This is a genomic window from Pseudooceanicola batsensis HTCC2597 (assembly GCF_000152725.1).
GTDB classification, from domain to species: Bacteria; Pseudomonadota; Alphaproteobacteria; order Rhodobacterales; family Rhodobacteraceae; genus Pseudooceanicola; species Pseudooceanicola batsensis.
In genome coordinates this window covers 979856-1003569 of record NZ_CH724131.1, presented here as the reverse complement: position 1 = coordinate 1003569, position 23714 = coordinate 979856, and the positions used below count along the sequence as shown (strand labels likewise).

22 protein-coding genes are annotated in these 23714 nt (G+C 70.4%); 15 read left to right on the top strand and 7 right to left on the bottom strand.

The genetic code is table 11. The features are described 5' to 3' along the window. Position 1: 1 nt before the first annotated feature. From OB2597_RS08790 to ccmI, 3 genes are read right to left on the bottom strand one after another with little or no spacing between them, the layout of a single operon-like run. Positions 2–250, bottom strand: coding sequence for a DUF1289 domain-containing protein (locus OB2597_RS08790; RefSeq protein WP_009805194.1), 249 nt, complete (start codon positions 248–250; stop codon positions 2–4). Beyond that, on the bottom strand, positions 247–732 hold the full coding sequence (ruvX, locus tag OB2597_RS08785; protein WP_009805193.1) for a Holliday junction resolvase RuvX: 486 nt from the start codon (positions 730–732) through the stop codon (positions 247–249). The genes OB2597_RS08790 and ruvX overlap by 4 nt, the downstream gene beginning before the upstream one ends. After that, on the bottom strand, positions 729–2162 hold the full coding sequence (ccmI, locus tag OB2597_RS08780; protein ID WP_009805192.1) for a c-type cytochrome biogenesis protein CcmI: 1434 nt from the start codon (positions 2160–2162) through the stop codon (positions 729–731). The genes ruvX and ccmI overlap by 4 nt, the downstream gene beginning before the upstream one ends. 227 nt (positions 2163–2389) lie before the next feature. Here ccmI and OB2597_RS08775 point away from each other — a divergent pair, with 227 nt between their 5' ends. Next, positions 2390–3637, top strand: a complete 1248-nt coding sequence (locus OB2597_RS08775) for a sarcosine oxidase subunit beta family protein (RefSeq protein ID WP_009805191.1) — start codon at positions 2390–2392, stop codon at positions 3635–3637. A 64-nt stretch (positions 3638–3701) separates the two neighbouring features. Here the strand turns inward: OB2597_RS08775 and OB2597_RS08770 are convergent, their stop codons facing one another. Next, entirely contained in the window at positions 3702–4109 is a 408-nt protein-coding gene (locus OB2597_RS08770; protein ID WP_009805190.1) for a hypothetical protein, read from the bottom strand. Positions 4110–4378: 269 nt separating this feature from the next. Between OB2597_RS08770 and OB2597_RS22260 the strand changes: the two genes are divergently transcribed. The 6 genes from OB2597_RS22260 (at position 4379) to OB2597_RS08740 (ending at position 11870) form a co-directional block, all read left to right on the top strand. Beyond that, positions 4379–4675: a flagellar basal body-associated FliL family protein gene (locus OB2597_RS22260; protein WP_009805189.1), complete on the top strand. Its 297-nt coding sequence runs from the start codon at positions 4379–4381 to the stop codon at positions 4673–4675. A gap of 486 nt (positions 4676–5161) precedes the next feature. Beyond that, positions 5162–5491: a sarcosine oxidase subunit delta gene (locus tag OB2597_RS08760; protein WP_009805188.1), complete on the top strand. Its 330-nt coding sequence runs from the start codon at positions 5162–5164 to the stop codon at positions 5489–5491. Positions 5492–5533: 42 nt separating this feature from the next. Further along, a complete protein-coding gene (locus tag OB2597_RS08755; protein WP_009805187.1) occupies positions 5534–8530 on the top strand; it encodes a sarcosine oxidase subunit alpha family protein in 2997 nt (998 codons plus the stop codon). Beyond that, positions 8523–9080 (top strand): sarcosine oxidase subunit gamma, encoded by a 558-nt coding sequence (locus tag OB2597_RS08750; protein WP_040609220.1) that lies wholly within the window; start codon positions 8523–8525, stop codon positions 9078–9080. Before OB2597_RS08755 ends, OB2597_RS08750 begins: the two co-directional genes overlap by 8 nt. A gap of 1107 nt (positions 9081–10187) precedes the next feature. Continuing rightward, positions 10188–10787, top strand: coding sequence for a superoxide dismutase (locus OB2597_RS08745; RefSeq protein ID WP_009805185.1), 600 nt, complete (start codon positions 10188–10190; stop codon positions 10785–10787). Between the two features lie 252 nt (positions 10788–11039). Beyond that, a complete protein-coding gene (locus OB2597_RS08740; protein ID WP_009805184.1) occupies positions 11040–11870 on the top strand; it encodes an alpha/beta fold hydrolase in 831 nt (276 codons plus the stop codon). 170 nt (positions 11871–12040) lie between these two features. Here the strand turns inward: OB2597_RS08740 and OB2597_RS08735 are convergent, their stop codons facing one another. Continuing rightward, positions 12041–12592, bottom strand: a complete 552-nt coding sequence (locus tag OB2597_RS08735; protein ID WP_009805183.1) for a DUF6647 family protein — start codon at positions 12590–12592, stop codon at positions 12041–12043. A gap of 111 nt (positions 12593–12703) precedes the next feature. Here OB2597_RS08735 and OB2597_RS08730 point away from each other — a divergent pair, with 111 nt between their 5' ends. The 3 genes from OB2597_RS08730 to OB2597_RS08720 all read left to right on the top strand — a co-directional run bounded on the left by OB2597_RS08730 (position 12704) and on the right by OB2597_RS08720 (position 14459). Further along, positions 12704–13618: a LysR substrate-binding domain-containing protein gene (locus OB2597_RS08730; protein ID WP_009805182.1), complete on the top strand. Its 915-nt coding sequence runs from the start codon at positions 12704–12706 to the stop codon at positions 13616–13618. Positions 13619–13779: 161 nt separating this feature from the next. Further along, positions 13780–14010: a hypothetical protein gene (locus OB2597_RS08725; RefSeq protein WP_009805181.1), complete on the top strand. Its 231-nt coding sequence runs from the start codon at positions 13780–13782 to the stop codon at positions 14008–14010. After that, positions 14010–14459, top strand: coding sequence for a baeRF12 domain-containing protein (locus OB2597_RS08720; RefSeq protein WP_009805180.1), 450 nt, complete (start codon positions 14010–14012; stop codon positions 14457–14459). Before OB2597_RS08725 ends, OB2597_RS08720 begins: the two co-directional genes overlap by 1 nt. Here the strand turns inward: OB2597_RS08720 and OB2597_RS08715 are convergent. Beyond that, complete coding sequence (locus OB2597_RS08715) at positions 14435–15019, bottom strand: LOG family protein (RefSeq protein WP_009805179.1); 585 nt, start codon at positions 15017–15019, stop codon at positions 14435–14437. The two genes, OB2597_RS08720 and OB2597_RS08715, sit on opposite strands and share 25 nt — an antisense overlap. A 113-nt stretch (positions 15020–15132) precedes the next feature. Between OB2597_RS08715 and OB2597_RS22505 the strand changes: the two genes are divergently transcribed. Then, on the top strand, positions 15133–18216 hold the full coding sequence (locus OB2597_RS22505; protein ID WP_009805178.1) for a LysM peptidoglycan-binding domain-containing protein: 3084 nt from the start codon (positions 15133–15135) through the stop codon (positions 18214–18216). A gap of 724 nt (positions 18217–18940) precedes the next feature. Here the strand turns inward: OB2597_RS22505 and OB2597_RS08705 are convergent. After that, a complete protein-coding gene (locus OB2597_RS08705; protein WP_009805177.1) occupies positions 18941–19285 on the bottom strand; it encodes an ArsR/SmtB family transcription factor in 345 nt (114 codons plus the stop codon). Positions 19286–19367: 82 nt separating this feature from the next. On the opposite strand from OB2597_RS08705, the gene OB2597_RS08700 reads away from it, so the two are divergent. The 4 genes from OB2597_RS08700 to OB2597_RS08685 all read left to right on the top strand — a co-directional run. Continuing rightward, positions 19368–21185, top strand: a complete 1818-nt coding sequence (locus OB2597_RS08700) for an ABCB family ABC transporter ATP-binding protein/permease (protein ID WP_009805176.1) — start codon at positions 19368–19370, stop codon at positions 21183–21185. 929 nt (positions 21186–22114) lie between these two features. Continuing rightward, the gene (locus OB2597_RS08695) at positions 22115–22348 is read left to right on the top strand and encodes an acyl carrier protein (RefSeq protein ID WP_009805175.1); all 234 of its coding nucleotides are present in this window, start codon (positions 22115–22117) and stop codon (positions 22346–22348) included. A gap of 150 nt (positions 22349–22498) precedes the next feature. Continuing rightward, positions 22499–22987, top strand: coding sequence for a cupin domain-containing protein (locus tag OB2597_RS08690; RefSeq protein ID WP_009805174.1), 489 nt, complete (start codon positions 22499–22501; stop codon positions 22985–22987). An 88-nt stretch (positions 22988–23075) separates the two neighbouring features. Beyond that, positions 23076–23714: arginase family protein (locus OB2597_RS08685; RefSeq protein ID WP_009805173.1), on the top strand; the 639-nt coding region annotated here is incomplete at its 3' end.

Genomic DNA, 23714 nt, shown 5'->3' with positions numbered 1-23714 from the left:
CCTAGTCGGGTTTCGCCCTGCGGCGGCCGAGCCTTGCGGCGCGGCCGCCGCGGCGTTTCTCGTGCAGGGGCTTGCGTGCGGGCAGGTCCTCCATCACCGCGCGGCGCGCCCCGGGGCTCATGCGGGCCCAGGCGGTGATCTCGTCGATGCTGCGCAGGCAGCCCGTGCAGAGCCGCGTCTCGGGATGGATGACGCAGACCTTGATGCAGGGGCTCTCGACCTCGTCGCGTTTCCAGATGTCGTCGGTCATGAGGCGCCTTTCAGGTGGCGCAGGCGGTCCAGCGCGCCCTGCAGGATATAGCCCGCCGCCACGTGGTCGATGACCTCGGCGCGGCGGCGGCGCGAGGTGTCGGCTTCGAGCAGCGCGCGCTCGGCCGCCACGGTCGACAGGCGCTCGTCCCAGAAGGTCAGGGGCAGATCGGCGAAATCGGGGCGACGCGCGAGATTGCGGGCGAAGGCCCGGGTCGACTGGCAGCGCGGTCCCTCGCTGCCGTCCATGTTGCGCGGCAGGCCCAGAACCAGACCGCCGATGGTCCGGGCGGCCAGCAGGGCCGACAGCGCGTCCGCATCCTGACCGAACTTCCGCCGCCGGATGGTCTCGAGCGGGGTGGCCACCGACAGGAAGGTGTCCGAGACGGCTACGCCGATCGTCTTGTCGCCGAAGTCGAGACCGGCAATGGCGCGCATCGGGGGCAGGGCGGCGGCGAACTCCTCGACCGTTTCGTGGATCATTGCGAGACCTCGGGCGTCGCGTCGTCGCCGATCATCTGTTCCGGTCCGGGCGCCGAGGGCGGGATGGCCGGAGGCGAGGTTTCCGTCGCCCGGTCCGGGGCCTCATCCGGGTCCCGGGCCGGATCGCGCTCCACCGGTTCTTCCGCGTCTTCCCCGGCTTCCCCGCCTTCCGCGGACTCTGCCGTGTCCTCTGCCGTGTCCTCCGACAGGCTGGCCTCGGCGGCGGCGATCCGGTCGATGGCCTCGGGTACCGCGGCAAAGACCTGGCGGGCCTCGGCCGCGATGGCGCGGGCGCGGGCCGTATCGCCCAGCACGCCGTAGGCGCGGATCAGGCGGGCCCATTCCTCGGGGCTGCCGCCCTGCGTGGCCAGCCGGTCCGACAGGCGCGAGACCATGCCGCGCACCATCTCGGCGCGGGCCGCCTCGGACAGGTTGGCCGCGTCGGCGATATCCTCGGCCGAGGGGCCGGCGAGCGTGTCGGCGGGCGCGGGCTGGTCGTAGTCGATGCCCGCCAGCTGCGCGGCGCGGTCGATCTGCGCCCGGATCGGCGGGATCCAGGCCGCATCCTCGGGGCCGTCGCGCAGCAACCGGTCCCAGAGGCGGAACGCCACGTCGGGGCGGTCGTTCTGGCGCATCATCAGACCCATGTAATAGCGCGCCGGCCCGTTCTCGGGGTCGCGGGCCAGAGCGGCGCGCAGGGCCTCTTCCGCCTCGGGCGAGACATAGCCCCCGGCAGCCAGGATCAGCATGTCGGCATAGGCGATGAAATCGGCGGCCGTGGCCTCGTCGCCCTTCAGCGACAGGACCTCTTCCTGCGCCTTGTATGCGGCCCGGAAATTGCCGAGCGCCGCCTCGTTCCGCGCCAGAAGCTGCTGCCCCTCGAGATCGTCGGGCCGTTCCAGCACGGCTAGGCGCAGCTTCTCGATCAGGGTCTCGAAATCGGCGGGCGCGTCTTCCTGCTGCGGGACGGCGATCGGCGGCACCTCGGCTTCGGCGGTCCGCTGGTCGGGGCGGCCCTCGCGCCGTTCGCGCGCCATGTCGAGCCGGTCGCCCAGGGCGAGGTCGCCGTAACCGGGCGCGCCGATCCGCGCATAGAGGCCAAGGGGCAGGGCGACGAGCGCGGCGAGCAGAAAGGCCACCAGCGCGGGGCGGAGGCGCAGCGGCTCCCGCTCGGGGCGGGCGCGGGCGGCCCGGGTGTCGGCGGCGATCAGGCGGCGGGCGATCTCGGCGCGCAGGCGCTCGGCCTCGTCCTCGGGGATGGTGCCGCGCGCGCGGTCGCGGGCGACGTCGTCCAGCTGTTTCCGGTAGAGCGCCAGGTCCTGCCCGGCATCCTCGCCGGCGCCCGCCGCGTCGCGCGCCCGCAGAACGGACAGCCCGATCATCAGCGCGACGGCCAGCGACATCAGGGCCGGTATGATCCATTCAAGCATGGCGCGACACTCCCTCCGCCCCATCTAGCGACGCGGTGCGCCGGGAAAAAGGGCAAAAGACCGGGAGCGACGGTTTGTCTTGGCCGCGCGATCCGCGCAAAGATGACGCACCCGGCAAATCGTTCCTTGTCGGGTTCGTGTCAGAAAATGACGTATTGCGGCGGGGGGCCGGCGGCATGACTGATATGGCTCACCTCATGCTGTTCCGACCGTCAAGGAGTCGCCCGATGAAACGCTATTCCGCCTTCGCCCTCGCCCGGGAAGCCCTGCGGGACCACACGGGCTGGAAACGGGCGTGGGAAAAGGCGCAGCCCAAGGCGCATTACGACGTCATCATCATCGGCGCGGGCGGACATGGCCTCGCCACGGCGTACTATCTGGGAAAGAACCACGGCATCACCAATGTCGCCGTGCTCGAGAAGGGCTGGCTGGGCGGGGGCAACACGGGCCGGAACACGACGATCATCCGCTCGAACTATCTTCAGGACCCCTCGGCCGCGATCTATGAAAAGGCGCGCTCGCTCTACGAGACGCTCAGCCAGGAGCTGAACTACAACATCATGTACAGCCCGCGCGGCGTGATGATGCTGGCGCAGACGGAACACGAGGTGCGGGGCTATCGCAGGACCGCGCAGGCCAACGCGCTGCAGGGGGTGACGACCGAATTCATCACGCCGCAGCGCGTGCAGGAGCTGGTGCCGATCATCGACATCTCGGGGCCGCGCTATCCGGTGCTGGGGGCGCTCTGGCAGCCGCGCGCCGGGACCGCGCGCCACGACGCGGTGGCCTGGGGCTATGCGCGGGCCTGTTCCGACATGGGCATGGACATCATCCAGCAGTGCGAAGTGACCGCCGTCCGGCAGGAGGGTGGCAAGGTGACCGGGGTCGAGACCACCCGGGGCGCGATCGGCTGCAACCGGCTGGGCATCGTGGTGGCGGGACACTCCGGCGTCATGGCGGAAAAGGCGGGCTTCCGGCTGCCGATCGAATCCGTGGCGCTCCAGGCGCTTGTGTCGGAGCCGATCAAGCCCTGCATGGACGTCGTGGTGATGGCCAACACGGTCCACGGCTACATGAGTCAGTCCGACAAGGGCGAGATGGTGATCGGCGGCGGCGCGGACGGCTACAACAACTATACGCAGCGCGGATCCTTCCATCATATCGAGGAGACCGCCCGCGCGCTGGTCGAGACCTTTCCGATGATTTCCCGGCTCAAGATGCTGCGCCAATGGGGCGGGATCGTGGACATGACGGGCGATCGCTCGCCGATCATCTCACCCACGCCGCTCGCCGGCTGCTACATCAACTGCGGCTGGGGCACCGGCGGGTTCAAGGCGATCCCCGGCTCGGGCTGGGCCATGGCCGACATGATGGCGAACGGACGGCCGGGGCCGCTCTGCGCCGAGTTCGGGCTGGACCGGTTCCGCCAGGGCCGCTTCGTCGACGAAAGCGTCGCCGCGGGCGTGGCGCACTAGGCAGGGCGCGATGATCCCGGCACCGCATAGCACTCCGGCCTCTCGCGGCCCGGCCGCACGCCCTCTACTGGGCGGCGATCTTGCGGGCCAGCGCCTGAGCCTGGATGGTGGATTGCGCCGCTTCGATCTCGGCCAGGGCGTCGGCGGCGGCGTTCACCGGGGCGTCGTTGGCCACGGCGAGGTCATGCACCAGCGTCGCGGGATCCTCTCCGCCCGGCACATAGGCCGAGGCAAAGTCGAGCGGGCCATACCGGATCGCATGGGCGAAACCGGGGTCGTAGGGCAACTGGTCCCGCATGCTGCGATCCGCATAGCCGAAGTAGAGCGGCCGGTCGCGACGGGTCTGACCGGGCCCCAGCAGGACGAACAGGCCCGGCCGGTGGGGCAGGCTGCTGATGTCGCGATGCACCACGAAAGGAAGCTTTCGGCTGTCGGGGCGGAGGCCTGTCTTCAGGATCATCTTGGACTGCATGCTCGGGCCTCTTTCGTCGGGGCGATTGGCGAGGGGGATGGCCTCGGAATACCACAAGATATGGTGGTTCCGTTAGCGGAACCGTACTGCAAGCCGTCGGTTTTTCCGGTGCTGCCGAATTCAGTGGCAAAACGTCTCCGGGCTCTCGCGGGTTCCGCTTGGCGGCGTTTTCCGGCGGCTTCCCGCCACCGCCGGATCCTTCCGTCGGGGAACCATTTCCCGCTCCTGCCCGTTCACCGGACACCCGAAACGGAACCGGAGATCTGGTCATGGCCGATCGCAACATCAACGAAAACCGCACCACGGGCGGATCGCGCTCGTCCGGTGCCCTCGCCTTCATCGTCGGCGGTCTCGTCGTCCTCGTCGCTGCGCTTGCGTATGTCGTCTTCTCGGACGGCGTTCTCATGGGGGGTGGCGTGCCGGCGGATACCGACGTCGAGATCAACACCACGTCCGACAGCGCCGCCGGAGCCGAAGCCGTCGACGATGGCGCCGAGGCCGGCGCCACGGCCGAAACCGACAACGCAGAAGCCACGTCCGGCGCAGCGGCCACGGCCGAGAACTGAGACCCGGCACGCGCTGACCGCCAGCCCCCGGTCCTCAGCATCGTCCGGGTGCCGGGGGTTCTGCATGTACCCGGCCGGCCACGGCAGCGCGACACCGGTCGTCGCTGCCGATCGGCGCGGTAGACCGATCCGCGCCGCGGCCCTCGGATGCCGTCCTGCGCCTGCGGCGGGCGCGGCTGCACTCTCCTCCCATGGCCGGGCGGTGCGCCCTGCGACGGCCGTCCCCGGCAGGCTCCGTCGCGAGGCCGGGACGCCGGTGAACCACCTCTCTGCGCGCCCCGCCGCTTCCACCGAACGAGCGTATGCAAAAAAGCGCCGGCGCGCCCCGTTCTCCCGGAACAATTCCCCCGCGCGGAATGTTTCCCCTTCACTGCCTGGGAAGACGGCACTGGCCGTCATTTCCCTTGTCCCTTACCTGTCAACTCGGCCGGGCGCTTTTCGCGTCCGGCCTTTTTTCGTCCCGCGCCCCGCGGGCGAGGAGGTGTCATGCTGATCCTCACCTGTCCCTGTTGCGGCGTCACCGCCGAAGAGACCGAGTTCCACGGCGGCGGCGAGGCCCATCTGAAACGCGAGGGGCCCGGATCGGACGACGCGGCGCTGGAAGGCTACCTCTTTCACCGCGAGAACCCGCGCGGCGTGCATTTCGAACGCTGGCGGCATGTCTACGGCTGCGGCAAGTGGTTCCACGCCGCCCGTGACACCGCGACGCTCGAGGTTTTCGGCACCTATCCGGCCCAGTCCACCCGGCCGCCCGAAGACCTGCTGGAAACCATCCGCGCAAAGCGCCCCGGCTGGCGCTGGCGCGACCTTGCCTGACCCCGCACCGATGACGATCCGAGACTCCGAGAGGCCCAAGACATGAGCACCCGACTGAAGACAGGCGGCCGGCGCATCGACCGGTCGAGGCCGGTCACCTTCACGTTCAACGGCCAGCAGCTCAGGGGCTATGCGGGCGATACGCTTGCCTCGGCGCTGCTGGCCAACGACAGGATGATGATGGGGCGGTCGTTCAAGTATCACCGCCCGCGCGGCGTCGTGGCCAGCGGCACCGAGGAACCCAACGCGCTCTTCGGGATCGGGCAGGGCGGCCGGTTCGAACCGAACCAGCGCGCCACCATGCAGGAGCTTCACGACGGGCTGGAGGCGCAGAGCCAGAACCACTGGCCGTCGCTCGAATTCGACGTGGGCGAGATCAACGCGCATCTGTCGCGCTTCCTGCCGGCGGGGTTCTACTACAAGACCTTCCTCTGGCCACGCGCCTTCTGGAAACACGTCTACGAGCCCTTCATCCGCCAGTCCGCCGGACTCGGCAAGGCGCCGAAGGACCGCGACGCGGATACCTACGAGCACTACTACCACTTCTGCGACGTGCTGGTGATCGGCGGCGGGCTGGCCGGGCTGGCCGCGGCCCGCGCGGCGGCCTCCGGCGGGGCGAGGGTCACCCTGCTGGAACAGGAGCCGGTGCTGGGCGGCCGCGCGCCGGTGGACGAGGGAACCGAGGGCGCCGCGCTGGTCGAGACGCTCGCGGCCGAGATCGGGGCGATGGAGAATGTCACCATCCGCACCCGCTGCATGGGCGCCGGCGTCTACGATCACGGGTATGTGCTGGGCTACGAGCGCCTCACGGATCACCTCGCGCACAAGTCCGGCCCGCGCCACCGCCTGTGGCGCATCCGGGCCGGGCAGGTGATCACCGCCACCGGCGCCATCGAACGGCCGCTGTCCTTCGCGGGCAACGATGTGCCCGGGGTGATGCTGGCCTCGGCCCTGCGCGACTATCTGGTCGGGTTCGGCGTCTCGGCCGGCGACCGCACCGTGGTCGTGACCAACAACGACGACGCCTACCGCACCGCGCTGGCCCTTGCCGGCGCCGGGCTCACCGTGCCCGCCATCGTCGATGCCCGCCATGGCGGCGCCGGTGCGCTCGGGGCCGAGGCCGAGGCGGCGGGCATCCGGGTGCTCAAGGGCCACGGCATCGCCAGGGTCAAGGGCCGCAAGCGGGTGACCGGCGTCGTGCTCTGCAAGCAGGTGGGCGAGGGCGCCCCGGTCGAAGAGATCGCCTGCGACGCGGTCGCCATGTCGGGCGGCTGGTCCCCGGTGGTGCATCTGTGGTCGCATTGCGGCGGCAAGCTGACCTGGGACGACGCGCAGGCGATGTTCCGCCCCGATCCCGACCGCGCGCCGACCGGCGCTGATGGACGGGCCTTCGTCTCCTGCGCCGGCGCGGCCTTCGGGGTGTTCGACGCCGCCGACGTCCTGTCGCAGGCGACCAGGGCAGGACTGACCGCGGCCCGTGCCTTCGGCAAGGCGGGAGAGGTCGCCGCACCCGACGCGCCCGCCGCGCCCGAGACCAACCCGATCGAGCCGGTCTGGCTCATGCCCGCCTCGGCCGGGCGGGCGCTGCGCGCCAAGGCCTGGCTCGACTACCAGAACGACGTGAAGGTGACCGACGTCCAGCTTGCCGCGCAGGAGGGGTTCGAGTCCGTCGAACACGCCAAGCGCTACACCACGCTCGGCATGGCGACGGATCAGGGGAAACTCTCCAACATCAACGGTCTGGCGATCCTGTCCGGCGCGCTCGACACGCCGATCCCGCAGGTCGGCACCACCACCTTCCGCCCGCCCTATACGCCGGTCTCGATGGGCGCCATCGCGGGCGAGGCGCGGGCCGAGACGTTCCAGCCGCTGCGCCGGTCCCCGCTGCACGACTGGCACGCCGCCAACGGCGCCGACTGGGAGCCGGTCGGCCAGTGGCGCCGCCCCTACACCTACCTCCGCCCCGGCGAGGACCGGCAGGCCGCCGTCACCCGCGAGATCACCCAGACGCGCGGCGCGCTCGGCCTGCTCGACGCCTCGACGCTTGGCAAGATCATCGTCAAGGGGCCGGATGCGGGCCGGTTCATGGACATGATGTACACCAACATGATGTCCACGTTGAAACCGGGCCGGTGCCGCTATGGCCTGATGTGCTCGGAGAACGGCTTCCTGATGGACGACGGCGTCGTGGCCAGATGGGACGAGGACACGTTCATGTGCCACACCACCACCGGCGGCGCCGACCGCATCCACGCGCATATGGAGGAATGGCTCCAGACCGAGTGGTGGGACTGGAAGGTCTGGACCGTCAACGCGACGGAACAATACGCCCAGATCGGCGTGGTCGGTCCGCAGGCGCGCGCGGTGCTGCAAAAGCTCGGGGCGCGGAACATCGCGAACGAGGACTTTCCCTTCATGTCGTTCCAGGATCACCGGCTGGCCGGGATCGAGGCGCGTGTCTACCGGATCAGTTTCTCGGGCGAGCTGTCCTACGAGATCGCGGTGCCCGCGGGGCAGGGCCTCGCCCTCTGGAAGGCGCTGCACGAGGCCGGCGCGGAATGGAACGTCATGCCCTACGGCACCGAGGCTCTGCATGTCATGCGGGCCGAGAAGGGCTTCATCATGATCGGCGACGAGACCGACGGAACGGTCATTCCGCAGGACCTCAACCTGCATTGGGCGATCTCGAAGAAGAAGGACGATTTCATCGGCAAACGCGCGCAGCAGCGCGCGGACATGACGCGCCCTGACCGCTGGAAACTGATCGGTCTGGAAACGTCCGACGGCTCGGTCCTGCCCGAGGGCGCCTATGCGCTCGCCGAAGGGAAGAACGCCAATGGTCAGCGCAACGTGCAGGGGCGGGTCACCTCGACCTACCACTCGCCCACGCTCGGGCGGGGGATCGCCATGGGCCTCGTGCTGAACGGGCCGGACCGGATGGGCGAAACCGTCGCCTTCAACAAGGTCGACGGCAGCACCGTCCCCGCCAAGATCGTCGACCCGGTCTTCTACGACAAGGAGGGCACTAAGAATGTCTGACCCCGTATCCGCATTGCACGGCCTGACCGTCGAGGGTTCCGTCCGCGTCGAGGATCTCGCGCCGCGCGGCATGATCACCCTGCGTGGCGATCTCTCGGATGCCACCGTCTCGGACGCGCTGGCCCGGGCCGCGGGCCTCGCCGTGCCGGACCGGCGCGGCATCGCGGTCGAGGGTGAGAAGCGCCTCGCCTGGATGAGCCCGGACGAAGCCCTGCTGATCCTGCCCCGCGCGCGCCTCGCCGCCACGCTGGCCGGGCTGACCGAGACGCTCGCCTCGTCCCATGCGCTGGCCGCCGACATGTCCGATGCGCGCGCGCTCCTGCGCCTCACGGGCGAGGACGCGGCCCTGCGCGAGGTGCTTGCCCGCCTGGCGCCGGTCGACATGGCGACCTTCGCCACCGGAGAGATCCGCCGCACCCGGCTGGCGCAGGTCGCCTGCGCCTTCTGGATGCCCGCGCCGGGGACGGTGGAAGTGATCTGCTTCCGCTCGGTCGCGCGCTACGCCTTCGACCTGCTCGCGCAGGCGGCCGCCAGCCCGCGCATCTCCTGACCTTCTTTTTGCCGGAAATATCCCGGGGGAGGAGAGCCCGCCCGGGCTCGGAGGGGGCAGCGCCCCCTCGCCACGTTTCGAACCGGGGCAACCGTCGGGGCGATGTTTTGACGGTGCAACGCACGGCGCCGGTCCGCATTGGGGCGCTGCAAACAACGGCAAAGCTGGGCCCCCTCGCCACGTTTCGAACCTCGATGACATTCGGGTCGAAGGGTTCGACGGGTCAAGCTGCCGCAGCGTCGCGCCCGGGGCGCTGCAAATAGCGGCAGAGCTGGGCCCCCCTCCACGTTTCGAACCTCGATGACATTCGGGTCGAAGGTTCGACGGGTCAAGCTGCCGCAGCGTCGCGCCGGGGGCGCCGCAAATAACGGCAAAGCAGCGCCCCCTCGCCATTCGCAGCCTGCAAGGGGCGTCCGGTGCCGGGGCACTGCGACAATCGGCCGGACCGGCCCCCTCGCGGGCCCATGTCGTGACCGATCAGGCCGACCTGTCGCCGCGCTCTGGACCGCCGCCGCTACCGGCAGGCCGACGCCGACATGCCACCCGCCGCCACCTGCGGCAGGTCGGCGTCGGCGCGCCGCAGATGTCGGCAGCCTCGGTGACAGCGGTGCGGCGGTGTCGATCGGCACCGCCCGGTCGCCCTCGATCTCCGGCCTGTCGCCGAAGCGGTCCGCCAATGCCGTTTCGCAATCGACGGCAAGCGCCACGCGGTCGGGCAGGTCGCGCTCCGGCCCGATGCGCAGCGTCCTGCCGCTCCGGATAGCCTCTCGCCTCTTTTCCGCGTTCCGATCAGCGGTCCCGCGCCGGGGACCAAGCCGGCAGTGGCGCAGGTCGGCCGCCGCAGCGCGTGCAGCCGCACGGCCGGGGTGCGGGGCGTTGGCGCCCGCGTCTTCGCGACGGCCCGCGCGGGGCCGACGGGTCCGGCGGGCGCATGGCGGAGCTCTTTCCTCCAGGCGGGACGGACGGGATGGCAGGCCCCGCTTATCGTCGGCCCCGCTTTTTGTCGGGCCCGCCCCTGCAACCGCGTCCCGGCGCCGGAGGGTTGACGTTTCGGATGGAAGGGTAACATCTAGGGGCAAAGCAATTCCCCAAGGAAAGGAGCCCACCATGGCCTTCGAACTTCCCGATCTCCCCTATGCCCACGACGCGCTCGCCGATCTCGGCATGTCCAAGGAAACGATGGAATATCATCATGATATCCACCACAAGGCCTATGTCGACAACGGCAACAAGGCGATTGCCGGGACCGAGTGGGAAGGCAAGTCCGCCGAAGAGATCATCAAGGGCACCTACGATCCGAACGCCGTCGCGCAGAACGGCATCTTCAACAACGCCTCGCAATACTGGAACCACAACCAGTTCTGGGAAATGATGGCGCCAGGCGAGAAGAAGATGCCGGGCGAGCTGGAGAAGGCCCTGACCGAGGCCTTCGGGTCGGTCGACAAGTTCAAGGAAGAATTCTCCGCCGCCGGTGCCGGCCAGTTCGGCTCGGGCTGGGCCTGGCTGGTCAAGGACCAGGACGGCTCGCTCAAGGTCACCAAGACCGAGAACGGCGTGAACCCGCTCTGCTTCAACCAGACCGCGCTTCTGGGCTGCGACGTGTGGGAGCACTCCTACTACATCGACTTCCGCAACAAGCGCCCGGCCTATCTGTCGAACTTCCTCGACAAGCTGGTGAACTGGGAAAACGTCGCCTCGCGGATGTGATCCCTCGACATGCCGATGCCGAAAGGCCCGCCGCACACCGGCGGGCCTTTTGCGTTCCCGGGCGGGGCAAGGCTGCGGGAACGGGGGCGCGCCCGGTCCTGCGGCAAAGGCGGCCGGCCATTCTGGGCGTGCGGCCGAAGTCGGCCCGGTGTCTGCCCGCGCCGCGACGTCGGACGAGGGGCTGGGGGAACGAACCTGACCGGCGCGGATTGGTAGGGGGAGACCCTCAGTTCCGGAAAGAAGGATCGCACCATGCAAAGCCACAGCACGACCGTCGACGGCATCGCCATGCGTTGGGAGGAGAGGGGGCCCGGAGACCCGGTCATACTGCTCCACGGCATCCCGACCTGTCCCGCCCTCTGGCGCGAGGTCGCGCCGCTTGTCGAAGGGCACCGGGTCATCGCATGGGAGATGCCGGGCTACGGCGCATCCATTCCCGAAGGACGGGACCGCGACATTTCTGTCGCGACTCAGGCCGACTACCTGATCGCGTGGATGCGCAGCCAGGGGATTCAGCGCGCGACCCTGGTCGGGCACGACCTGGGCGGAGGCGTGGCGCAGATCGCCGCCGTGCGGGCGCCGCAGATGGTCAGCGGACTGCTTTTGACCAATGCGATCTGCTATGATTCCTGGCCCGTGCCGCTTGTGGCCGCCGTGGCCAAGACCGGCTCGATCGCAAAGCACGCGCCGGACAGCTCCTTTCACCAGCTGCTCAAGCTCATGTTCTCGAAGGGGCACGAAACGGAGGCGGCGGCCGAAGCGGCCTTCGAGGCGCATGCGCCGCACTACGACCGCCACGGCGAGGCCGAGGCCTTCGTCCGCCAGGCACAATCCCTGAACGTCGAGGACACCAAGACCATCGCCGGACAGCTGTCCGGGCTCGGTCTCCCCGCCCGGATCGTCTGGGGCGCAGCCGACGAGTTCCAGAAGGTGGAATATGGCGAAAGGCTTGCCGCCGATCTCGGCGCGCCGCTGCGCCGGATCGAGGGCGGGTTGCATTTCACCCCCGAGGATCACCCGCGGATCCTGGCGGACGAGATCAACGCCCTGCTTCGGACCGTCGCCGCGACGCGCCCTGCCTGATCGGGCCGGCTGCGGCAGGGAGGCCGTAGCGCACGCGGGGGCGATGTCCGCATGACGGGGGCGGCGCCCCCAACGGGGCGGGCACATCGCACCGCGTTCGGCGCTCCGGCGGACCCGTCCCGGCGCGCTGGCGCGGGGGAAGACCCTCCGCTCGCGGTGCGGCGCGCGGCTCAGTCCGGATGGATGTCCCGCCGCGTGCAACCGGCCGCCCATGTGATCGCCAGCCAATTCACCTCGAGCGTGAGACCGCGTTCCGCCAGCCAGGCCTCCTGCGCGCGGTAGGCGGCGGGCTCCTGCGCCGCGGCGCAATAGAAATGATGATCCGCCTGCCGGTGGTGGACCAGTTCATGCAGCAGGACCGAGACGTCCCCGGGCTCGTCCGCCGACCAGGGCGTGACGAGGTGGATCGTCCCGGTCGCGGCATCGTAGAGCCCGCGGTGCCGCCCGTGCCCGAGCGCCGGGGCGCCCGCCATCCGCGCGGCCTGGCGCGGTGTGACATAGCGGATCGCGGGCGCGCGGTCGGGGGCGGGCCAGTCGACATGGGCATCCAGCCAGGCGTTCAGCCGGTCCAGCAGTCCGGCATCCGCCACCGCATCGACACCGGCGGGCCGGAGGGTGATGCGGACCGGCGCATCCGTGTCGCCGGCGTGAAGGGCGCCCGCGACAAGCGCGCAGAGGATCGGCGCGGTCAGCCAGCGGCTGACGCGGGTGGGGATCGACATCGGTCTCTCCTTGGCGGGGGTTTTTGTATGGACGTGAAAAGATGCTAGGATGTGACCGAACCGCACGCAAAAGACGCTTTTTCAGCAACGGTTGAACGGGGTTCATCCGCCATGGGACGCAAGCTCCCGCCTTTCGCCGCCGTCCGCGCCTTCGAGGCCGCGGCCCGGCGCATGAGCTTCAAGGACGCCGCCGCCGAACTGTGCCTCTCGCCCTCGGCCGTCAGCCACCAGGTCCGGGCGCTCGAGGACTATCTCGACACCCGGCTCTTCGAACGCCGGGGCAATGCGCTGGCGCTGACGCTGACGGGGCAGGGCTACGCGGGCCGGTTGACCGGTCTGCTCGACGGCATCGAGGCCGCATCGCAGGCCGCGCGGGCCGAGGTCCGCCCGCCGGTGCTGCGCGTGCTCTGCACCCCGGGGTTCGCGGCGCGCTGGATGGTGCCGCGCATGGCGCGGTTCGCCCATGCGGACGCTCTGCGGCTGCGCGTCTCGGTCGGCGCGCCCTCGACCGATTTCGCCAGCAACGACGCGGACGTGGTGATCCACTGGGCCGATGCGCCGGTGCCGGGGGTTCTGGTCGAACCGCTGATGGAATCCGGCCGCTACCCCGTGGTCAGCCCCGCCCTCAAGGAGGAACTGCGGCTCGCCCGGCCCGAGGACCTTTACCGCGCGACCCTGATGCACGACGAAACGATGGACATGTGGGCCGACTGGTTCGCTCTCGCCGGGGTTCCGCCGCCGCAGTTTCCCCGCGGCCCCGAGTTTCCCAATTGCGAGCTGGCCACCACGGCGGCCGAGCAGGGCGGAGGTGTGGTTCTCGCCTATGACATGATGGTGCGCGACACGCTGGCGAGCGGCCGCCTGGTGCGGCTCTTCGACCAGGTCACCCTGCCTTTCGTGATCTATTCCTTCGCCTGCGCCGAGGCCCGGGCCGGGGAGCCGATGATCCGCGCCTTCCGGCACTGGCTGCGCGACGAGATGGCGCGGGACGGCCGCCCGGCACCCCTGCAACTCGTCCGGGGCTGATCGGGGCCCGCGGGCGGCCTCGGGCACCACCGCGCCGGGTCGACGGCCCGGCGAGCGGATCATCGGCAAGCTCCCTCCGGCCGGTCACGATCCCCGGGGGCGGCGGAACCGCCGCGCGCCGCGATCCGTTGAGCCACAGAACCATGATGGAGGATCGAGACATGGCAGAGCGCCAGAAATCGAAAGACGGCCGCCGCGAAACCGAGGAAATCCTGGGCGAGAAGCCCGAGAACCTCGAGGAGACCCCCAGCCACGAGGGCGCCAAGGGCGGCAACATCCAGCGCAAGGTCGGCAAGCGGGACGAGAAGAAGCGGCTCGACGAGACCTCGGCCGGGGCCACGCGGCCGCTGGCACAGGATCAGAACGAAAGCGGCGACAAGGAGAAGATGTAATGGGCGGCATTCCCCATGACGGCTGGGTCCTGATCGCGGATGGCGAAAAGGCGCTGTTTCTCAAGAACATCACCGACGAGGAGAACCCGAACCTCGAGGTGGTGCGCAAGGAAGAGCAGGACAATCCCAAGGATATCGACCAGTCGGCCAACCGGCCGGGCCGCAAGCAGGACGGCGGCGTGCAGCAGGTGTCGGCCATGGACGATACCGACTGGCACGAACTCGCCAAGGAACGGTTCGCCGACGATCTGGCCGATCTGCTCTACAAGCAGGCGCACAAGCACAAGTTCGAGAAGATCGTGCTGGTGGCGCCGCCGAAGGTGCTCGGCGAGCTCCGCAAGAAGATGCACAAGGAGGTCGAATCCAGGGTTATAAACGAGGTGCCCAAGACCCTCACCAATCACCCGATCAACGAGATCGAGGATCAGCTGCGGGCCGAACTCGCCTGACCCTCATGGGCCCGCAGCGCCTGCATGGCCGCTGCGGGGTTCTCCGCCAGGGTCACCAGCGCCCTGAGCGTCTCGGCCGCGAAGCCGCGCTCGATCACGTGATCGACCAGCGCGACGAGCGGCGTCCAGAACCCCGAGGTATTCAGCAGGATGATCGGCTTGGCGTGCAGCCCGAGCTGCGCCCAGGTGAGGATCTCGAAGAACTCGTCCAGCGTGCCCGCGCCCCCGGGCAGGACGACCACCGCGTCCGAGTTCATGAACATGACCTTCTTGCGCTCGTGCATGTTCTCGGTCACCACGAAATTCGTCAGGTCGCGCTTGCCGACCTCGGCGTGCAGCAGGTGGACCGGGATCACGCCGAAGGTCTCGCCGCCCGCGGCCTGCGCCGCCCGCGCGACCCCGCCCATCAGCCCGACGTCGCCCGCCCCGTAGACCAGCCGCCAGCCCTCCTGCGCGAGCGCTGTGCCGAAGGTCTCGGCGGCCTCGGCATAGGCGGGATCCGCGCCGGGGCGCGACCCGCAGAAGACGCAGACGGAAAGGGCGGGGGCATCGGAGGTCATCAGGGGTCCTTTTTCAGCGAATCCGGGGCTTTTGACCCGTGTCGGGCTTGTTGATATACGTGCTCAACCGTGCAGGCCAGACGTGGGCCGTGCCTTGACGAAAGGAAGCTTGGGTGGCGGGGAAATTCAACGGGGGGGGCGGCCTTGCGGCCGGTGCGGTTGTCACGGCCGTGATCGTGGCGGCCGGCGCTTATTTCAGTGGCGTTTTCGATTCCGATCTGGGACTTCCCCGCATCGACCCCGAGGTCTCGGCCCGCGAGGAGCCGGGCGCAGACGAGGCATCGGCCGGCCCCGGCACCGATGAGGCCGCACGCACCGCCGCCGATGATGCGGAGATGCCCGGGACCGGCGGCAGCGGCGACGCGGCCGGCGACGGGCCGGCGGTGGCCGACACGGAGTCCCCCGCGCCCGACACCGCTCCGCCGAGTTTCGACATCGTGCGGGTCGAGCCCGACGGCTCGGCGCTGGTGGCCGGCAAGGCCGCGCCGGATGCAGAGGTCTCGGTCATGCTCGACGGGCATGTCGTGGCCCGGGAACGGGCGGGCGGCGACGGCAAGTTCGTGGCCTTCCTCGACATTCCCGCAAGCGCGGCACCGCGTGTCCTGACGCTGTCGATGACCGGCGCGGGCGGAGACATGGCCTCGGTGCAGGAGGTCCTCCTCGGGCCGACCGCCGCGCCGCAGGTGGCCGAGGCGGTCGAGGACACGGCAGAGGCCCCGGTCGGCGACACCGCCGGCCCGGCCGGAGCCGAGACCGATCCGCAGCCCGCGGGCGCCGACGACGCGGGCGGCGACCGGCTGGCGCTGCTGCCCGATCAGGAGCCGGACGCACCGGATGCCGCCGCGCCCGAAACCGCCTCCCCGACCGACGCGGCCGGGGACGTGGGTACGGGCGGCGCGGACGACCCGACTGCCGCGCCCGCCGGCACCGAGGCCCGGGCAGAGGCTGATGCGTCCGACACCGCCTCTCCGAGCGGCACGGCAGAGGACGGCGCGGAGGGCCCGGACATGGCGGACCGGCCGATCGCCGCGCCCGTCGTGGCAGAGGCTCAGCCAGAGGCCGATGCGACCGGCACCGCCTCTTCGCGCGACACGGCAGAGCCAGCGGGTGACGCGCCTTCGGGCGGTGCGGCGCAAACGGCTGCCGATAGGCTCGCCTCTGCCGGACCGGCGGCGGACGCCACCGTCACGTCGGACGGGACGGATGCCGGACCGGCCGCGGAGGGCGACGAAGCGGCTGCGGAGACGCCGAAGGTCGCGACGCTCGCCCCCGGAGACAGCCCCGATCCGGGCGCGCCGGAGGCCGGGTCGCGCGCCCCGGACCCCGCACCCGAAACGCCCTCCGTGGCCTCCGTCGCCCCATCCGACACCACGGATCCCTCGGCAGAGGGTCCGGCTTCGGACCGGACCGGGGCAGCGCCGCGCACCGCCCGGGACGGGGCAACGCCCCCCGGAGACGGTTCCGGGTCGGGCGACGGGGACCGGGCGGTGGCTTCGACCGGCCAGACCGCCTCGTCCGCGACCGGCGACGCGCCCGGTGACGCCTCGGGGGTCACCGATCAGCAGGTCGCGACCGCAGGAACGGAGCCGGCAGACCGGTCATCCCAGCCAGACGAGGGACGGCGAAGCTCGGACGCAGCCGATCCGGCCCCCGCGTCCGGCGGGGAACTGGCCACGGCCAAGGCCCCGGGGGATGCCTCGTCGGCCTTGCCCCGGTCTTCCGGAACCGAGACGGAGGGGTCGTCGGCTCGGGACGAGGCGGGCGGGGCCAATGCATCGGCAGGAACCGCGCCGGAGAGCGACGCGGCGCAAGGCGGGCGCCCCGGGGACGCGCCGGGAGACGAGAGCCCGGCCCGGAGCGACCCCGACGCGGGGTCCGCACCGTCACGCATGGCTGCCATCGAGCCTCTGGACGAGAGCCCCGCGACCCCCTCCGCCGACCCGGCGGGAGGTGACGCTCCCGCCGCGATCGCGGGGGGCACCGACGGCGAGCGCGCCGATGGCACCACGCAAACCGCTGAGATCGCGGGGGATGCCGGGGCCGCTGCGCAGAGCGCCACCGAGGACCGGATGGCGGAGGCCGCCGCCGGTGTCGACGCCCCCGCCGGACCCCCCGCCTCCACGCCGGACGAGGGCGGCCAGACCGTGCGGGAGACCGCGGGCGGCCAGAGCGAAGTTCGCGAGGCAGAGGCCCCGACCGGAAGTGACGGGACGGACGGATCCCGCTCGGAGCCCGCAACAGGGGCGCCGGATGGTTCCGGAACCGACGTCGCGGACGCGGCGACAACGGCAGAGACCCCCGCTCCGGGCGAGGCCGGCGCGACGGGGGGCGACACCGCTACCGGCGGCACCGCGCAGACCGCGACCGGCACCGCGCAGACCGCGACTGGCACCGCCACCGAGGCGACGGACCTGCGGCGCGCGGAGGCCGGGGAACCTGGCGCGACTGCCGCCGGGGCCACGCCCGGCACGGGCGCAGGGACGGACGCGGCGACCCCGCTCCGGGACGCGACCGGCGCCGCCGCAGCGTCCCGCACAGACGAAGAGCCGCCCGCGGAGCCCCTGACCATGGCCGATGCCGGGCCGGAACCGGCCGCTCCGGCCACGCCGGAGACCCCGGCAGAGCCCGCCGCACCGACCGTTCTGCTTGCTGACGAGGATGGCGTGCGCGTGCTCCAGTCCCCGGCCAGCCCGACCGAAGACGTGGCGATCGACGCGATCACCTATTCCGAAACGGGCGGGGTGGACCTTGCCGGTCGGGGCCGCGTCGGCCAGTTCGTGCGCGTCTATCTCGACGACAGCCCCGTGGCCCTGGCCGAAATCGACACCGGCGGCAGCTGGACCACCAGCCTCGAGGACGTGGCCGGCGGCGTCTACACGCTCCGGGTCGACGAGCTGAACGCCGAGGGCGAGGTCACCTCGCGGATCGAGACGCCCTTCAAGCGCGAAACCCCCGAGAAGGTGGCGGCCGCCGCGCCGGACAGCCGGCCCCGGACGCCCTTCGGGCAGGTGACGGTGCAGCCCGGCTCGACCCTCTGGGCCATCGCGCGCGAGAAATACGGCCGCGGGATCCTCTATGTGCGGGTGTTCGAAGCCAACCGCGACCTCATCCGCGACCCCGACCTGATCTATCCGGGCCAGGTCTTCACCATTCCCGAGCCGGAGGACGAGGACACCGCCGGGACGGATACGGAATAGGGTCGCCATGGCCGGACGTCGTCAAGCGTCCGGTCAAGAGCGGAGCACGTGTTCCGGCAGGGACCGGGGCCGAGCGGTCCCATCGCCTCTTCGAGACGGCCCTGCGGCTCTGCCGAGGGGGCGTCGCGCACGGCGCCCCGGCCTCCTCGGGCTCGCGGCGGGGAATCTCTCACATACTCCGCGCCCCCGTCGCGATCGGTTCGGATGGTCTCTTCCAGCCGGACCGGTCGATCTGTCAAACGCTCGCAGCCACGGCGCGGCGTCGTCGGGGCTGCCCGAACCGGGCGTTTTCCCAGAGGCCCGTCATCCTCCGACTTGATCCGAGGATCTCCGGCCGGTTGGCGCGAGGGGCGGGGGAGAGGTCCGCGGGCCGCGCCCGAGGATGACGGCGGTGAGGGAGACCGGACGAGCTGCTGGTGATGGCGATACGTGACGGACGGAAGATCCGCGGGTCGCGCCCGAGGATGACGGCGGTGTGGAAGACCGGAAGAGCTACCGGTCGCCGAGGGACGGCGAACCACGGGGCGAATTTGTGGATGGCGGTAGTGTGGAAGACCGGACGAGCTGCGGGTCGCGGCGGTGAGGAGCGGCCGAAAGAGCCACGGGTCGAGGGCGTTGACGTCGGCACCGTCAGGGACCTTGCTGCCGGTCTCGGCGATGCGGGACGGTCGGGAGCTCCTCGGGTCGCGCCCGAGGATGCCCCCCGGCGGCACTGGCCCCCGTTTCAGCCGCAGCCGCAGTTGCAGTCGGGCGCGTGGAGCCGGCACATCTCGCCCACGGTGCGATCTCCGGCGCAGCAGTCGTTCAGCAGGTAGTGGATCAGACCGCCGATCCGTCGCCGCCGGGCGCTGTAGATCACCCGGCGGCCCTCGCGCCGGGCGGCGATCAGCCCGGCCTGTTCCAGCGACGAGAGGTGGAAGGACAGGCGCGAGGCGGAACAGGCCACATGCGCCCCGATCTCGCCCGCCGAGAGGCCGCTCTGGCCGCAGGGCACCAGCAGGCGGACGATCTGCAACCGGGTCTCGTGGGCCAGCGCCGAGAGCGCGCCGAGGGCTTGTGCCTGCTCCATATTTCAACTACTCATGAATCGTTGAACTATTGCAGTGATACGCCAGCCGGACCGATACGGCAAGCCAGTCAAGGACCCTCCCATGCGCAGACGCGGGCCGACGAAGCTCACCACCACGGAGATGCCGCAGAACGGCATGGCCATCGTGCGCCGTGCCTTGCCCTATCTCTGGCCATCGGACGCGCCCTGGGTGCGCCGCCGCGTGGTGATCGCGCTGACCGTGCTCTTCATCGGCAAGCTGATCGCCGTCGGCACGCCCTTCTTCTACAAGGCCGCCGTCGATTCGCTGGCCGGAGAGGGCGACAGCGCGGCCTGGCTGATGTCGCTCGGAGCCATTGCGCTGACGGTGGTCTACGGGCTGTCGCGGCTGATGTCGGTGGGGTTCCAGCAGCTGCGCGACGTGGTCTTCGCCCCCGTGGGCCAGAAGGCGCTGCGGCAGGTGGCCTACGAAACCTTCGCCCATATGCACCGCCTCTCGATGCGCTACCACATCACCCGGCGCACCGGCGGGCTGAGCCGGATCATCGAACGTGGCGTGAAGGGGGTGGATTTCCTCCTCCGCTTCCTGCTGTTCTCGATCGGACCGCTCGTTCTGGAGCTGCTGATGGTGGCGGTGGTCCTGTGGTGGGCCTTCGACATCTGGTATCTCGTCGTCGTCGCCGTGGTGATCTGGGGCTATGTCGCCTTCACCTTCCGGGTGACGGAATGGCGGGTGAAGCAGCGCAAGGAGATGAACGACCAGGATACCGACGCCAACCAGAAGGCGATCGACAGCCTGCTCAATTTCGAGACGGTCAAGTATTTCGGCGCCGAGGCGCGCGAGGCGGCACGCTATGACCGGGCGATGGAGAAATACGAACGCGCCGCGCTCAAGACCCAGTATTCGTTGGCCTTCCTGAATTTCGGCCAGTCCTTCCTGATCACCGGCGGGCTGATCGCGGTCATGGTCATGGCGGGGATCGGGGTGAGCAACGGCACCCTGACCGTGGGCGATTTCGTCATGGTCAACGCCTACATGATCCAGATCACGATGCCGTTGAATTTCCTCGGCACGGTCTATCGCGAGATCCGGCAGGCGCTGGTCGACATGGGCGAAATGTTCGATCTGCTGGAACAGCCGGCCGAGATACGGGACAGGCCGGGCGCCCCCGCGCTCGAGGTGCGGGGCGGCGCGCTGGAATTCGACCGGGTCGATTTCGGCTATGATCCGGAACGCCCGATCCTGCGGGACCTCAGCCTGACGGTCGAACCGGGGCAGAAGGTGGCGATCGTCGGTCCCTCGGGGTCGGGGAAGTCCACCATCGGCCGGCTGCTCTTCCGGTTCTACGACGTGACCGGGGGGGCGATCCGCATCGACGGGCAGGACCTGCGCGAGGTGACGCAGGACAGCCTGCACGCGCAGATCGGCGTGGTGCCGCAGGATACGGTGCTCTTCAACGACACCATCGGCTACAATATCGCCTACGGTCGCGACGGCGCTACGCAGGAGGAGATCGAGGCCGCCGCCCGCGCCGCGCAGATCCACGAGTTCGTCGCCTCGCTGCCCGACGGCTACGACACCACCGTGGGCGAACGCGGGCTCAAGCTCTCGGGGGGCGAGAAGCAGCGGGTCGGCATCGCGAGGACGCTGCTCAAGAACCCGCCTGTGCTGCTGCTGGACGAGGCGACCTCGGCGCTGGACACCGAAACCGAACGGGGCATCCAGGCCGCGCTCGACCGGGCGGGCGAGGGGCGGACGGTGCTTGTCATCGCGCACCGCCTCTCGACCATCGCGGATGCCGACCGGATCGTCGTGCTCGAGGCGGGGCGCATCGCCGAGGAAGGCACCCATGCCGAGCTTCTCGCCCGCCGCGGCCGCTATGCCGCGCTCTGGGCCCGGCAGGAGGCCGAGGCGGCGTGAGCCCGGCGCCCGCCGGGACGGCGGAGCCGGACCCGGCGGCTCTGCGCAGGCTCGGAGAGGCTGGGTCGGCGCGAAAGCCGGGCGGGGCGGGACGGTGTCCGGCTTCGCGGGGGCCGGGCAGGGGCGCTGCAGACGGTCCCGGGGAAGACGCGACGGGTTCGGCCGGGGACGGTATCGGAACCACGAGCATCGGATGATGCGCCGGAAACGTTCGGCGCCGTTCTGCAGGCGACCCCGTGAATGCGTGCGACGGGTTCGGCTGGGGACGGTATCGGGACCGCGAGCATCGGATGATGCGCCGGAAATGCTCGGCGCCGTTCCGCAGGCGATCCCGGTGAATGCGTGCGACGGGTGCAGAGAGAGGCTTTCCTGCCTGCCGGTGCGGCTCGATTACCACGGGCCGAGGTATCCGGCATAGAACGTTTCGTACCTTGTAGCACCCCTGCACCCGGTCGAGCGGCCCCGGCGACACTTGCGCGCGTCGCCCCACGGCGACACTTGCGTGCGTCGCCCTGGTCGGCGCTGCCGGCACTGCGATGGACACTCCCGCGACCGCCCCCGAGGGCCGCGGCCCGGCGTCACCCTTCGTCCGCCCGCCGCCCCCCTGTCCCCTCGTGCGGCCGGAACGGCGACCGGCAGGGGCGTCGCCCCGTACTCCGGCGCCGGCCGCCCCGCGCAGGCAGCAGATTGATGCATCGCGGGGGTGGTATCGGCACGGCAGCCTCCCTATGTCGGGCAGGTTCGAAACCGTTTGCGTCCCCTGTCGCTTATGCTATAGGCGGCGCAGGCCAGCCGGGGCATGTCGCCATGCCCGGGCCACTCGCAGTATGCGGGATCAACCGCCCCCGCGGGGGCATCACAGCACGACCCCGACCGGGGCGAGGGCAGAACCGGGCCAGTGGCCCACAGAGATATGAGGGGATAATCCCATGAGCGATGTCGCGGAACGCGTGAAGAAGATCGTCGTCGAGCATCTGGGCGTGGAAGAAGACAAGGTGACCGAGAACGCCTCGTTCATCGACGACCTGGGTGCGGACAGCCTCGATACGGTCGAGCTGGTGATGGCCTTCGAGGAAGAGTTCGGCATCGAGATCCCCGACGACGCCGCCGAGAACATCCAGACCTTCGGTGACGCCGTGAAGTTCATCAAGGACGCTGCCTGATCCCTCGGGCGCCCTTGCGGTGATCGAAAGCCCTCGCGTTTCGCGGGGGCTTTCTCGTTCCGGACGGCCCCGTGCCCGGCCGGGCCGCGGGACGGCTTGTGCCGGATGCCTCCGGCGGGGATATTTGCCGGACCAAAGAAGGAGGGCGCGATGCGCGAGGAGACGTACCTGCTGAAGGCCGCGGATATCGCGGCGATGGAGGGGCTGCACAAGACGCATTTCCTCAACGACAGGGCCAGGCGGGTGAACCGGTCGCTCGGCGACCGCACGGGGATCACCGGGTTCGGCTTTCACCTCATCACGGTGGAGCCGGGGGACGAGACGACGGAGTATCATCTCCACCATTTCGAGGACGAATGCGTCTACGTGCTCGAGGGCGAGGCGACGGCGGTGATCGGCGAGGCGGAACACGCGATCGGCCCGGGCGATTTCATCGGCTACCGAAAGGGCGGCCTGGCGCATACGATCCGCAATACCGGCGCCGGCCCGCTGAAATGCATCGTCGTGGGCGAGCGGCTGGCGCATGACGTCGGCGACTATCCGCGCCTGGGCAAGCGCATCTACCGCAACGCGGGGCTGCCGTGGGACGTGGTGGACCACGGGGATATCGACAACCCCGCCGGGGCCGGCCGGAAATAGCGCCTGTCGCCGGGGGCAGGCGCCCCGGCGGGGCTTGTCTTCCCGGCGGCGCCGGGGTTCCCTGTCGCCGGGGAAACCGGAGGCCGGCATGGCGAAGACACTCGAGGAACTGCGCGAGCTCTATGGAAATGATCGGGGCGCGGTGTTCCACGACCCCCGGCTCAAGGCCGTGGCGGATGCTCAGTTCGGCGAGGGCGGGCGGCGCGCCTGGCCCTTCGCCGGGGTGTCGACGCTGCTTGACGCGCCCTACCGGCCGGACATCGCGCAGGCTCTCGTTGCAGGCGGGCGGACGGACGAGATCGACGTGGCGCTGATCGGCGTGCCCATGGATCTGGGCGTGACCAACCGCGCGGGGGCCCGGCGCGGCCCCAAGGCGGTGCGCGAGATCGAGCGGATCGGCCCCTGGAACCGCGTGCTCGGCGTGGCGCCCCTGCAGGCCCTGCGGTTCGCCGACCTCGGGGACGTGCCAATGCGGTCGCGCTATGACCTGACCTCGTGCCACGAGGATATCGAGGCCTTCTACGACCGGGTCGTGGGCGCCGGCCTGCTGCCGCTTTCGGTCGGGGGCGACCATTCGATCTCGCGCCCGGTCATCGCCGCGCTGGCGCGCCGGCACGGGTCCGTCGGCATGGTCCATATCGATGCCCATGCCGATACCTCCGGCGTCTACGAAGGGGCCAAGTTCCACCACGGCGGGTCGTTCCGGCAGGCCGTGCTCGAGGGCGCG